We start from the raw sequence: 12179 nt of genomic DNA, 5'->3' as shown, positions 1-12179 counted from the left end.
TATAACAGCCATAGGGAGTTTTTATTGCAATAACGGTTCTGTTGCAACCAGTACCCGACGCAATGTGCCCCAAGTATCGGCACTGTATTCCCAAAACATCACCCCACCTAGACGCCTCGCACGCACATAGGCCACTTTCTCCTGCAAGGACTGGGCATCCTCATAAGAAATAAACACCCGGAGCTTTGCATTCCATAAATACGGCGCACGCGCTTCCGCATCCCAATACCGCACAAAACCCTCCCGGCCAATATAACGGGCTTGCAACACCCCAAACGACAAAGGCGCTTCCACTACAGCTTCATAGGACTGATAGCGCCCATGATGCTCCGGCCATACCCCCTGCCAACCTCTCCCGTAAAACGGCACCCCAATGACCAACTTTTCGGCCGGAACACCAGCCCGAAGATAGCGCCGAACGACAGCATCCACTGAAAACTGCTCAGGATCTAAAGCAGAAGGATAAAGATTCGCATGATGACCCGTATGCGGCGTCCAGCTTCCATGAAAGTCGTAGGTCATCAAATTTATAAAGTCCAGTAGCGGATGCACCTGCTCCATCTCGACATGAGCCAAATAGGTCGAATCCACGCCGGCTGCAATCGTCAGCAGATATGGCCTGCGATGCACCTCAGCCAATGCCGCTAGCTCAGCCCGCACAGCAGCCAACAAAAGCGTAAAGTTTTCCCGGTCTTCTGGTCGATAAACATTACCCTCACCCACCTGTCCCGGATACTCCCAGTCCACGTCCAACCCATCTAGACCAAACGCCACCAGCAACGCAGCGGCACTTTCGGCAAAGCGACGCCGCGCCTGTTCCGTCAACGCCGCATCCGAAAAGTAATCCGACCAGGACCACCCCCCTATCGAAAGCAACACCTTAGAAGCCCCTCGAGCAGCCAACACGCGACGAAGCCGCTGACTGTCAACCGCGCTCTCTAAAACCACCCGACCATCGGGAAGCACATTGGCAAAAGCATAGTTTAAGTGCGTAAGACCATTAAAATTAAACACTTCTATACTATCCATACGCGGACCGTAAAGATAGCCCACCACCCGGTAGGCAGGCTCATTCAAGTGACAGGCGCTTACGAGACCATAAAGGCTTAGCCCTAAAATCCAATAAAAACGCATTTGCCCTAAAATTATTTAGCCTTTTTTAAAGATAATCTTGTAGAAGCAAGTCCTTACTGTGCATGTAAACTTGGGATCGATTCCATTTTACAGATGGACTTTTTTGTAGCAGCATTGAACCTCAGCGATATTGTCTGTAAATTTGTCAGTCCCCGCCACGATCTCCTTGTTCCACTCTACCCTACGTCCAGATGGTTAGCATAAGGAGGCGCTCCCATGTCGAACACTAAAGGCGGTAGAAAAGCGCGCAATGTTTTTCGCATTGATGTGCGCGAAACACATGGCTGGCAGGTCCGCATACAACGTCAAAACCGATCCTACTCGCAGTTTTTTTCTGACAGCAAATACGGATCTCCAGAAAAAGCTTTTGAGGCAGCAGTAGCTTACCGCGACCGCCTGTTGGAGGAACTGCCCCCTCCCATTGACCCCACCCTGCGCCTGCGTACCCCAGAAGCCCGTCAGAAAGCATTAGCGGCAATCAATCGCTCAGGTATTGTAGGCGTCGGATTTAGCATGAAAATGACGCGCCAAGGGCAGCGGCGTCCTTACGTGCAAGGTTACTGGACCGATGCAGAAGGCCGTCGTCACTCTACCAGCCGCAGCATTGAAGCCCATGGTCTAGAAGGGGCTTTAGAACTGGTCTGTCGCAAGCTGTACGAAGTTCAGCGTCCTCCGAAGCTCAGCGTTGAAGAAATGGTACGCCGTGCGCTTCCTGCCTTGCAGCGATTGTACCAACAGGCGCTACAATGATTTTTCGCGTACGCCTGCTTAAGTCTCTAGGACCTGCAGCCGATACTTCTTCCCGAACACGCAAGGCCCGTGTTCTCGTGGATGGGGACGCAGCAGGTCCGCTCCTCTGGGGCGGGCCTGCTGCGTTTTTGGATTGGACGTCACGACGCCTGCATGCTGCCAGCAATGACGGTGTGCAACATTTCTGGCTTTAGATAGCGAGCAACGGCATCGTTAACCTGCGTGCGCGTAAGCGCTCGTATCTCCTCAGGATAGCGATCTAGATAGGCCGGACCAAAACCACGTTCGATGTTGACCAGCAATGCGCTCGCCAAGCCACTTGTTGTACTAAGTCCGGTCTGAAACAGGCCCGTCAGCGTGTCTTTTTTCTCGGCTAGTTCGGCTTCCGTCACGCCATCGGCCACAAAGCGTTCCACTTCTTGGAGCGTTGCGGCCAACCCTGCCTCAAGCTGATCCCGGCTAAGCGTAATTTCAATCTGAAAGTGCCCGTCGTGCAGCGTATTGAGGCCCTCTAGTCCAGCATGAATCCAATAGGTTAGCCCCCGCTCATCTCGCACCGTAGTCATAAGACGGGCCGAAAAATTACCGCCTAGGATGTAGGTGCCAACGTACAAGGGCAAGTAGTCGGGATCCTGCCGTCGCAGCGGCAGGGCATGCCCCAAACACACATCGAGGTTTTGGCGATCAGGCACGTAGATCAGCTCGCGTCCGGGCGGCTGTGGCGTAGCTGTGGGGGCAAAACAAGGGGCTGCCGCATGGGGCGTCCAATCGGCAAAAAACTGCTCTACGAGCGGGACTGCGGTTTCGGGCTGCAGGTGGCCTACCAAAACCAGAATGAGTTCGTTGGCACCAAAGTGGGTGGCGTGGTAGGCTTTAACGTCCTCAAGCGTCAATTCGGCAAGCCGGGCCAACGCTTCCACGGGGTCTGTGCCATAGTTTGGATGCGCTGGACTGTAGAGCCGTCGGCTCAGGGCCAGTCGGGCGCGCACAGCTGTCTGCTCCAAGGCTTGCTTAAGCTGCGCCTCTAACTGGAGACGGACTTTTTCAAATGCTTCAGCCTCAAAGCGTGGCATGCGGAGTTGCTCAGCAATCAGCGGCAGCACCTCAGGCACATGCCGACGAAGCATGCGTCCAGCAAATTCTACCCGTAGCCCTCTGCTCCCAAAGCTTACGTGCGCCCCGCGATCTTCCAGTAAGCGCGCCAGCTCAAACCGGTCCCGCTGCACCGTACCCTGATCCAGCATACCTACGGTTAAACGCTGGCGCAGTAGGTCTCCAGCCGCCACGTCGGGCCAGGTCAGAAACGACCCGCGGAGCGTTACGACTTGTTCTATGGGGACAGGCAATACGTAAAGCCGACAAGTGCCGATGTGCACCTCAACAACACGTTCGGCAAACGAGCGCCTCATAGCCAACTAAGCTGCTTGGGGAACGTACCAGCCTACGGTGCGTGCTGCTTCGGTCAGATACGTTTGCGCCACCCGTTGAATGTCCACTGCAGTGACGCAAGCGATCCGATCGAGATAGGTAGCGTAGAGTTTCCAGTCTCCAATAGCAATAGCCTCGTTCAGTTGGGCCGCAATGGCAAACGGGCCATCCCGGCCGTAGACCTCCAGCGCAGCAAGCTGCGTTTGCGCACGCGCCACTTCTTCTTCACTTACCCCACAGGCAGCTACCTGTGCCAGTTCCTCCAGCAAGATCGCTTCCACCTCGGCATGGGCAACGCCAGGCGCCAGGCGGGCTACCACATAGAACAAACCAGGGTCGCGATGTCGTTCGTTAGTCGCCGTCACCGAGAGGGTTCGCCCAGTGTCGGTCAGCTTCCGATACAGACGGCTGTTACGGCCTTGTGAGAGAATACAGGCCAGCACGTCAAGAGCATCGGCATCGGGGTCTAGTCCAGCCGGCGATTTAAAAGCGACCATAACGACACCCAGCTCACCGGCCTGGTGCAACACCAAACGCCGCTCTCCTCGCTGCACCGGCTCACGCGTCCACACAGCTGGAATCGGGCGCGGCGAACGCTCGATGGGGCCAAAATGCTGCTGCACTAACTTCAACGCCTCTTCTAGCTCAAAATCTCCAATAATCGAGACAGTGGCATTATTGGGCCAGTAAAAAGTATCGTAAAAATGGCGGAGCGCTTCGGCCGTGATATTTTCCACGTCGCTACGCCATCCGATCGTTGGGTGGCGGTAAGGATGGGCGACAAAGGCCACGCTCCAGACGGCTTGATACAGGTTGCGCAAGGGGTCATTTTCACTACGGTCCATCTCATTGAGGATCACCGTGCGTTCTGCCTCGACATCTTCCGGTAGCAGCAGGGCCCCACGCATGCGATCCGCTTCAATTTCTACCGCCAACGACAAATGCTCACGTGGCAGCAGGGCGTAGTAGTTTGTGCGATCCAGCCAGGTCGTCGCATTGACCTGAGCCCCTACCCGCTGCAGCACCTGAAAAACCGAGGTTCCCTGCGCCTTATGAAAGCGCGCCGTGCCCTTAAACATCAGGTGCTCCAACATGTGCGTCGCACCGGTTAGTCCAGTCGGTTCATTGCGGCTCCCTACATGGTAGGTGATCATAAAGACCACGACGGGAACCGTATTTTGCGGCATCAGCAATACGTCAAGGTCATTAGCCGCCAAGCGATAGGCCGCAATGCCCCCCACCGATTCCACAAAAGTAAAGCCCTCCACAGCGGGCAAAACTTCTAAAGCAGCATCGTTTCTTTCCATAAGGACTAGTGTGCATCAAGCCAGTTATCGCCAATCCCAATGTCTACTTCGATAGGAACCCCTTCAAGCGGGAGTGCACGTTTCATTTCTTCCACAACCAGCTGGCTTACGGCATCCAGTTCTTCTGGGGGTATTTCAAAGACCAGCTCATCGTGTACTTGCAGGATCATCTTGGCCCGATACCCTTCTCGACGGAGTCGATGGTAGATATGTACCATAGCGAGCTTAATCATGTCGGCTTGCGTGCCCTGAATCGGCATGTTGACCGCAATGCGCTCGGCCATAGAGCGCTCAGCACGGTTGGGGGAATTGATATTCGGCACGTAGCGACGGCGTCCCAAAAGCGTTTCTACATAGCCTTTCTGGCGCGCTTTTTCGACCATCTGGTGCAAAAAGCGCGTTACGCCAGGAAAAGCGCGTTGATACTCTTCGATGAGGGCTTGGGCTTCGCGCGTTGGACACCGCAGCCGTTGCGCCAACCCCCAAGCAGAAATGCCGTAAGGGATGCCGTAGTTTACCATTTTTGCCTTGCGCCGCTGCTCAGGAGTTACCTGCGCTAGCGGAACATGAAAAACGCGTGCAGCCGTGGCAGCGTGAATATCCTGTCCCTCAGCAAAGGCCCGCTGCAACGCTTCATCGCCACTCATGGCCGCTAAAATACGTAGCTCGATCTGCACGTAATCGGCCGAAAGCAATTTCCATCCAGGACGCGGGATAAAGGCACGGCGAATTTCCCGCCCTACTTCGGTACGTACTGGAATGTTTTGCAAGTTGGGATTGCTCGAGGAAAGCCTCCCTGTAGCGGTGATGGTCTGGTTAAAGGTGGTGTGGATACGGCCTGTTTCAGGATGAATGAGCGGCTCCAGGCCTTCAACGTAGGTGCTTTTGAGCTTGGCCAGGTGGCGCCAGTCGAGCACCAGCCCGGGCAAAGGATGCTGCGTAGCCAGCTCTTCGAGCACGCTTTCTTTGGTTGAGGGACGCCCAGTCCCGGTGCGTGCCCGCGGCTTGAGCCCCAACCGTTTAAAGAGTACTTCGGCCAGTTGCTGCGGTGAGCCAATTGTAAACGCAACGCCGGCAAGGCGGTAGATTTCAGCTTCCAGCTGGTGCAGCTCTGCCTCAAGTTGTGCCCCGATTTCTCGCAACACCCCCCGGTCAATGCCGATACCGGTTCGCTCCATATCGGCCAGCACTTCAATCAGCGGAAACTCCATCGCCTCTGCAATCTTACGCAATCCCAGTCGATCCAACTCCTCGGCGAGCACGTCAGCCAGTTGCAGGGCAATGTCTGTATCCTCACAGGCGTAGGGGCCTACCGCATCGATGGCTACATCACGCATAGATTTCTGGTCTTTGCCTGAGCCAATGAGCTCGGCAATCGGAACTGTCTGGTAATGCAAGTACTGACGGGCTAGCACATCCAGGCTATGCGGTTCTTCAGGCGCAATGAGGTAGTGCGCTACCATCGTGTCAAAATAAGGGGGAGGTAGTTCCAAGCCGTGCCGGGCCAGCACTAGCAGATCATACTTTAGGTTTTGGCCGACTTTAAGGGGCACTGATTGCACATACGGAGCAAGTCGCCGAAGCACCACCTCGGTAGGCGTACCATCGGGCAGGGGTGTAGGCAGATAAACCCCTTGTCCTTTCTCCCAAGAGATCGCTACGCCTACCAGCGAGGCCCACATCGCCTCGGTAGAGGTGGTTTCGGTATCGATCGATAGGCGCGCGTGCCCCTCCAGCTGCGGTAGCAAGGCTTCAAGCTCAGTCAGGTTGCGAACGATTCGGTAGTTGGCCTTTTTCGGATCATAGACGGCAAGCGGCTGGTAGGGTCCAAACGCGAAGGAGATCTCCGCCTCGGGGGGTTCTGGCAAGGATTGTCCGCCTAGTCCTTCTTCGCGCAAGCGGCGCAGCAGCGATTCAAACTCAAGCTCCTGGAAAATCCGCATGAGCCGCGCGCTATCCGGTTGCGCCCGATGAAACGCTTGCCAGGAGATGCGTAGTGGCACATCGGTGTGAATGGTCACCAATTTTTTAGACAACAATGCAGCTTCGCGGTGCGCCAGCAGCCCCTCACGCGCCCGCTTACCAGGTACCTCTTCGGCATGGGCGAGCAGGTTCTCTACAGAACCGTACTGCTGAATGAGCTGTAGCGCGGTCTTTTCACCAATACCCGGCACGCCGGGGACGTTGTCGCTAGGGTCTCCCATGAGGGCCAAAACGTCAATGAACTGCTGCGGGGCAATCCCATAGGTTTGGCGAAAGGTTTCTTCCGTGATTGGCTCAAACGTTTCGCCGCGTCGAGAAGGGCGGTATAGCGTAATCCGAGGGCTAAGCAGCTGGAGAAAATCTTTATCGGGGGAGACGATCACGACTTCGATGCCATGGCTTTCAGCTCGTCGGGCCAGCGTACCGATCACATCGTCTGCCTCTACACCTGGCTCTTCAAGAAGGGGAATGTCTAAAGCCTGCACAATTTCCTTAATCCAAGGCAGATTGGCCTGCAAGTCCTCAGGTGGAGGCTCGCGGTGCGCTTTATACGCTTCATAGAGTGTTTCTCGAAAAGTGCCCTCTTCACCGGGTGCATCGAAGACCACGGCCAGGTAGTCCATGGCGTGATCTTCCATCAGCTTAAGCAGCGACGTGGTAAAACCATAGGCCGCCGACGTATTTTGCCCCTTGCTGTTGACCAGTGGGCGACTGATGAAAACGTAATGCGCCCGATAGGCCAGCGCCATCGCGTCCAGTAAGTACAGGCGCTTCATGTCTGACGGCGGCACGTCAGCTTCCAAAGCAGAAAAAAGGGCAATTTGGCCTTTCTTTTGCACAGGCAACCTCAAGGATGCTTGGCATGCCAAACAAACAAAAGTTAAGAAGCACAGGGAAAGTTAGTTCCTTTTGTTGCGTTATATTGGGGCTGATTTTCCTTTAACCGGTTTACATTGGGGGACTGCGCATGTCGTCCACCTGGTCAGAGATGGTGCACCAGCCCGAGGTGATTCTGGTTACGGGCGGTGCCGGATTTATTGGATCGAACTTTTTGCTCTACATGGTAGCGCGCTATCCTACGGTGCAGTTCATTAATTTGGATCGCCTGACTTATGCAGGCAACCTGATGAACCTGCGCAGCATCGAGGAGGCGCCAAACTATCGCTTTGTGCGCGGCGACGTGGCCGACGCGCCCCTTGTGGAACGCCTGTTTCGCGAGCATGGGATTAGCACCGTAGTGCACTTTGCCGCTGAAAGTCATGTAGATCGTTCGATTATGACCCCCTTGTCGTTTGTGCTGACCAACACGGTCGGTACCGTGACTTTGCTGGAAGCAGCCCGAAAAGCCTGGGGGGATCATGCCGACCCTCGGCGATTTCGCTTTTATCACATTTCGACCGATGAGGTGTTTGGCAGCTTAGGACCCGAAGGCTATTTCACCGAGTTCACGCCCTACAACCCACGCTCCCCCTATGCAGCCTCAAAAGCTGCTAGCGACCACTTTGTGCGCGCTTACTACTACACCTATGGCTTGCCTATAGTGATCTCAAACTGTTCGAACAACTACGGTCCTTATCAATTCCCGGAGAAACTCATCCCCTTAACGATCCTCAACGCGCTTGAAAATCGGCCTATTCCCATCTACGGCAAAGGAGAAAACGTGCGGGACTGGCTCTACGTTCATGACCACTGCACAGCGATCGAGCGCATCCTGCTTTTTGGCCGCACTGGACAAACCTATTTGGTCAGTGCGGGCTACGAGCGCACCAACCTTGAGCTGGTTACGCAGCTTTTGGACCTGCTCGACGAAGAGCTAGGACGCCCTGCTGGGTATTCCCGTAGGCTGATCACCTTTGTCAAAGATCGTCCAGGTCACGACTTTCGCTACGCGCTCGATGCTTCGCGCTTGCGCCAAGAGCTCGGTTGGCAACCGGCCTATACGCTCGAAGAAGGGCTTCGCGAAACCATCCGCTGGTACCTGTCCCATCGTGACTGGCTCGAAGCCGTGACGGATGCTTCCTATCGAGCCTATTATGAAAAGCAGTACGTGCTCCGCTAAAACCGACTACCCACATGAATCGTCCCCTGAAAGGCATTGTCCTGGCCGGCGGTACAGGAAGCCGCCTCTACCCGCTGACAAAAGTAACCAACAAACACCTGCTCCCCGTTGGTCGCTACCCCATGATCTATCACCCCTTGATACGCCTGCGCCGCATTGGCATTCGTGAAGTGGCTGTGGTGACCAGCCCAGAGCACATGGGCGATGTGGTTAACCTGCTCGGAAGTGGGCGTGCTTTTGGCTTAGACTTGACCTATCGCGTTCAGGACGAGCCCGGGGGCATTGCTCAGGCCATCGGCCTATGTGAACGCTTTGTCGGCGGAGATCCCTTTGTTGTCATTTTAGGGGATAATATTCTCTCCGAAGACCTGCACGATGAAGTTGCAGCCTATCAGGAACAACTGCAACGCTATGGCTGCGGTGCCCGTGTGCTGCTGAAAGAAGTCCCTGATCCAGAACGCTATGGCGTACCCCGTCTGGAAGGCGACCGCATTGTAGAAATCATCGAAAAACCTACCTACCCGCCCAGCCGTTACGCCGTAACCGGCATTTATTTCTATGATGCCTATGCCTTCGAGGTTATCCGCCAACTTAAGCCTAGCCCACGGGGCGAGTTAGAAATCAGCGACGTCAGCAACGCCTACATCGCCCGCGGACAGCTTTCTTATGGCATTCTTAAAAGCTGGTGGGGCGATGCCGGGACTATCGAAGGCTGGCACGAAGCTAACCGTCTGGCCCGTGACCTGATCTACGCCGAACTTGAAAACTGTCGCAACCGATGAATTGGCAGGAAGGACCCATTGCCGGCTGCATCATTCGTCCCTTGCGACGGTTTGAAGACTCCCGCGGCTGGCTGGCCGAATTTTTTCGACAAGACGAACTGGATCCCACCGTCTATCCAGTAATGGGATACCTCTCGCTTACCCATCCAGGAGTTACGCGCGGCCCACACGAGCATCGCAAGCAAACCGACTTGTTTGTATTCTTCCACGGCCAATTGCGGCTCTATCTATGGGACACCCGCCCCGACGCTCCTACCTATGGCTACCGGCAAGTGCTGGATGTGGGCGAAGTCAACCCAGTCATCGTGCTGGTTCCTCCCGGCGTTGTGCATGCCTATCGCAACACGGGCACTGAACCCGCTTTGCTCATTAACTGTCCTAACCAACTCTACGCCGGCTGGGGTCGAAAGGAGGCCGTCGATGAAATCCGCCACGAAAACCGGCCTGACCATCCCTTCACGATGGACTAAAGCTGCGGCACACTTTTTTCTGCGTAAATCCGCCATTCATGCTTGAACCAGAATAGCAGCGTTGCGTTGGGCTTTTAAAGTACCGCTTAACCACGAAGCAAAGGACGGTTGTGCATCTGTTGTTGTTTGACATCGATGGTACGCTTATCCGCACCCACGGCTTTGGTCGCCAAACCATGGAAGCAGCCCTTTCCGAATGGCTTGGGCGACCTGTCACCACCGAGGGGATTGATTTTGCAGGACGTACCGATCCAGCCATTTTGCTGGATATCCTCAAAGCCAACGGACTTCCTGAGCCGATGGCCAGGCACGTATTGCCTGAAGCGCTAGCGGTATACAGCCAGGCCATGACCCAACGGCTTCGACCCGAGCATCTTGAGGTTTTGCCAGGCGTGGCCCTCTTGCTTGAAGAGCTTTCGGAGTGGCCCGAGGTCTATTTAGGCTTGGTTACAGGCAATCTGCGCCAAGTCGCCGATCACAAACTCAGAGCCGCTGGACTGGCCGGATACTTTGGCGAAGGCGCCTTTGGGTGCGACCACGCCGACCGTAATGCCCTTCCGTCACTGGCCATTGCGCGAGCACGCCAAGCCACCGGCTATCCATTTACCCAAGCCCATGCCCTCATCATTGGGGACACGCCGCGCGACGTGGCCTGCGCACGCCACGCCGGCGCTGCTGTCGCTGTAGTATGCACGGGTGGATACGACCGGCATACCCTGGCAGCCGCGTGCCCTGATCTGATTCTGGACGACTTTACCGATCCAGAACCGCTGTTTGAACTACTCACCACACGGCAATATTCAGGCAAAGCGTCGTAAGGTGCGAGCAACCGCCCCAGCATAACTGCGGCCAAAGTGGTTGAGGTGGTTCAGGAGGTGATAGAGCTGATAAAGCGCTTGCCGCTCGGCATAACCCGGCGCTAAAGGCCAAGCCGCTTGATACGCAGCGTAAAAACGCGCATCAAACCCTCCAAAGAGCGCTGTCATGGCCAAATCGGCTTCACGATCGCCGTAATACACAGCTGGGTCCAATAGGGCTGCTCGGCCATCGGCAGTGACCATAAAGTTGCCACTCCAAAGATCCCCATGCAGCAGCGAAGCAGGCGGACGCCGCGGTAAAAGCTCCGGCAGCCGAGCTTCAAGGCGGTCAAGCCATCGATCCCAGGCCATTTCCCAATAACCGCGCTGACGGGCCCATTGCACCTGGGGCAAAAGACGATGTTGCCAAAAAAATGTGACCCAGTCGTCTTCCCACGTATTGTACTGCGGGAGCCGACCGATAAAATTGTCTTGATCAAAACCGTAGCGTGTCCCTGTAAAGCGATGCAGCTGCGCTAATCCTTCGCCAAAGCTTTCCCAAAAGCGTCTACCCGGCTGGCCAGACTCTAGCCACTCCAAAACCAAAAAGCCAGGGCAGTCCGAGCGCGCAGCCGCTACCGCTACAACTTCTGGAATCACCAGCGCATGCTGCGCTGCTTTTAACGCTGCAAGCCCTGCAGCTTCGGCCAGGAAGGTGCACGCAACCGCTTCAGCACCCCATTTTAGAAAGTAAGCTCCACGCGCGGTCTCGATCCGGCAAGCCTGTGCAATACACCCTCCTCCTACTGGCACAGCGTGCCGAACAGCACTACCCAGAACAACTTCTAACGCGCTGCGAAGCGTCTCAGGCAGGGTCATTGCGAAACGCTTACTTCAGTCGCCAGGCCGTAGGCCGCCACAAAATGCTCCAATAAGCGGCGCGCTGTGCGTTCGGTAATGGTATACACAACTTCAAAACCCTGCTCGCCGCCATAGTATGGATCAGGCACTTCGCCGTCGCCCGGTTCAGGGTCAAATGCCCGGAAAAGCTGCACTTTGTGATTCACTTGACCGTTTCGAGCCAGACGTAAGACATTTTGCAGGTTCTCTCGATCCATGACCAGAATATGATCGTAGTAAGCCAAGTCCTCTGGTCCAATCTGACGCGCCACGTGCTGGCTCAAATCAATGCCATGCCGACGCGCTGTACGCTGCATGCGGCGGTCAGCCGGCTCCCCCACATGCCACGGACCCGTACCCGCGGAGTCAATCTCAAAGTGCGCCGACAAACCAGCAGCCTCTACCTGCTGGCGAAAAACACCCTCAGCCAACGGGCTTCGGCAAATATTACCTAAGCAGACAAAAAGCACACGAATCGGTCTTGTTACAGATTCAGCCATACTGCACAGATAGTTCAACGTTTACATGAGCTTTTCTAAACGATCTGCCTGTTGCAAAGTGCCCCTACA

The 12179-nt window shown here is 55.5% G+C and carries 11 protein-coding genes; 5 read left to right on the top strand and 6 right to left on the bottom strand.

The genetic code is table 11. From position 1 onward, the window contains the following. Positions 1–21: 21 nt before the first annotated feature. A complete protein-coding gene (locus J8E65_RS06195) occupies positions 22–1134 on the bottom strand; it encodes a glycoside hydrolase family 18 protein (protein ID WP_210374769.1) in 1113 nt (370 codons plus the stop codon). Positions 1135–1350: 216 nt separating this feature from the next. Here J8E65_RS06195 and J8E65_RS06190 point away from each other — a divergent pair, with 216 nt between their 5' ends. Then, positions 1351–1884: an AP2 domain-containing protein gene (locus J8E65_RS06190; RefSeq protein ID WP_210374768.1), complete on the top strand. Its 534-nt coding sequence runs from the start codon at positions 1351–1353 to the stop codon at positions 1882–1884. 140 nt (positions 1885–2024) lie between these two features. Here the strand turns inward: J8E65_RS06190 and J8E65_RS06185 are convergent, their stop codons facing one another. Genes J8E65_RS06185 through polA form a run of 3 tightly spaced genes read right to left on the bottom strand, consistent with a single transcriptional unit; the run spans position 2025 to position 7378 of the window. After that, positions 2025–3293, bottom strand: a complete 1269-nt coding sequence (locus J8E65_RS06185) for a M16 family metallopeptidase (RefSeq protein WP_210374767.1) — start codon at positions 3291–3293, stop codon at positions 2025–2027. A 6-nt stretch (positions 3294–3299) separates the two neighbouring features. Continuing rightward, entirely contained in the window at positions 3300–4619 is a 1320-nt protein-coding gene (locus J8E65_RS06180) for a M16 family metallopeptidase (RefSeq protein WP_210374766.1), read from the bottom strand. Between the two features lie 5 nt (positions 4620–4624). Further along, positions 4625–7378, bottom strand: a complete 2754-nt coding sequence (gene polA, locus J8E65_RS06175; RefSeq protein WP_210374765.1) for a DNA polymerase I — start codon at positions 7376–7378, stop codon at positions 4625–4627. Between the two features lie 191 nt (positions 7379–7569). Between polA and rfbB the strand changes: the two genes are divergently transcribed. From rfbB to J8E65_RS06155, 4 genes are all read left to right on the top strand, one after another. Next, complete coding sequence (gene rfbB / locus J8E65_RS06170; protein WP_210374764.1) at positions 7570–8661, top strand: dTDP-glucose 4,6-dehydratase; 1092 nt, start codon at positions 7570–7572, stop codon at positions 8659–8661. Positions 8662–8675: 14 nt separating this feature from the next. After that, positions 8676–9443: a sugar phosphate nucleotidyltransferase gene (locus J8E65_RS06165; protein WP_210374762.1), complete on the top strand. Its 768-nt coding sequence runs from the start codon at positions 8676–8678 to the stop codon at positions 9441–9443. After that, positions 9440–9913, top strand: a complete 474-nt coding sequence (locus J8E65_RS06160; RefSeq protein ID WP_210374760.1) for a dTDP-4-dehydrorhamnose 3,5-epimerase family protein — start codon at positions 9440–9442, stop codon at positions 9911–9913. Before J8E65_RS06165 ends, J8E65_RS06160 begins: the two co-directional genes overlap by 4 nt. Before the next feature lie 110 nt (positions 9914–10023). Further along, positions 10024–10731, top strand: a complete 708-nt coding sequence (locus J8E65_RS06155) for an HAD family hydrolase (RefSeq protein ID WP_210374758.1) — start codon at positions 10024–10026, stop codon at positions 10729–10731. On the opposite strand, the gene J8E65_RS06150 is transcribed toward J8E65_RS06155, so the two are convergent. Both J8E65_RS06150 and J8E65_RS06145 read right to left on the bottom strand, forming a co-directional pair. Then, entirely contained in the window at positions 10714–11589 is an 876-nt protein-coding gene (locus tag J8E65_RS06150; RefSeq protein WP_210374756.1) for a fructosamine kinase family protein, read from the bottom strand. The two genes, J8E65_RS06155 and J8E65_RS06150, sit on opposite strands and share 18 nt — an antisense overlap. Then, positions 11586–12110, bottom strand: a complete 525-nt coding sequence (locus J8E65_RS06145; RefSeq protein WP_210374755.1) for a low molecular weight protein-tyrosine-phosphatase — start codon at positions 12108–12110, stop codon at positions 11586–11588. The genes J8E65_RS06150 and J8E65_RS06145 overlap by 4 nt, the downstream gene beginning before the upstream one ends. Positions 12111–12179 lie beyond the last annotated feature (69 nt).

This window comes from Rhodothermus bifroesti, assembly GCF_017908595.1.
Lineage (GTDB): Bacteria > Bacteroidota > Rhodothermia > Rhodothermales > Rhodothermaceae > Rhodothermus > Rhodothermus bifroesti.
Note: the sequence above shows the minus strand (reverse complement) of the source record. Positions and strands in the feature narration are given on the sequence as shown.

Excerpts from the sequence above, each read along its gene's own strand:
- rfbB (WP_210374764.1), top strand. The coding sequence starts at position 7,570 with ATGTCGTCCACCTGGTCAGAGATGGTGCACCAGCCCGAGGTGATTCTG.
- J8E65_RS06180 (WP_210374766.1), bottom strand. The coding sequence starts at position 4,619 with ATGGAAAGAAACGATGCTGCTTTAGAAGTTTTGCCCGCTGTGGAGGGC.
- J8E65_RS06195 (WP_210374769.1), bottom strand. The coding sequence starts at position 1,134 with ATGCGTTTTTATTGGATTTTAGGGCTAAGCCTTTATGGTCTCGTAAGC.
- J8E65_RS06150 (WP_210374756.1), bottom strand. The coding sequence starts at position 11,589 with ATGACCCTGCCTGAGACGCTTCGCAGCGCGTTAGAAGTTGTTCTGGGT.
- polA (WP_210374765.1), bottom strand. The coding sequence starts at position 7,378 with ATGAAGCGCCTGTACTTACTGGACGCGATGGCGCTGGCCTATCGGGCG.
- J8E65_RS06190 (WP_210374768.1), top strand. The coding sequence starts at position 1,351 with ATGTCGAACACTAAAGGCGGTAGAAAAGCGCGCAATGTTTTTCGCATT.
- J8E65_RS06160 (WP_210374760.1), top strand. The coding sequence starts at position 9,440 with ATGAATTGGCAGGAAGGACCCATTGCCGGCTGCATCATTCGTCCCTTG.
- J8E65_RS06185 (WP_210374767.1), bottom strand. The coding sequence starts at position 3,293 with ATGAGGCGCTCGTTTGCCGAACGTGTTGTTGAGGTGCACATCGGCACT.
- J8E65_RS06165 (WP_210374762.1), top strand. The coding sequence starts at position 8,676 with ATGAATCGTCCCCTGAAAGGCATTGTCCTGGCCGGCGGTACAGGAAGC.
- J8E65_RS06145 (WP_210374755.1), bottom strand. The coding sequence starts at position 12,110 with ATGGCTGAATCTGTAACAAGACCGATTCGTGTGCTTTTTGTCTGCTTA.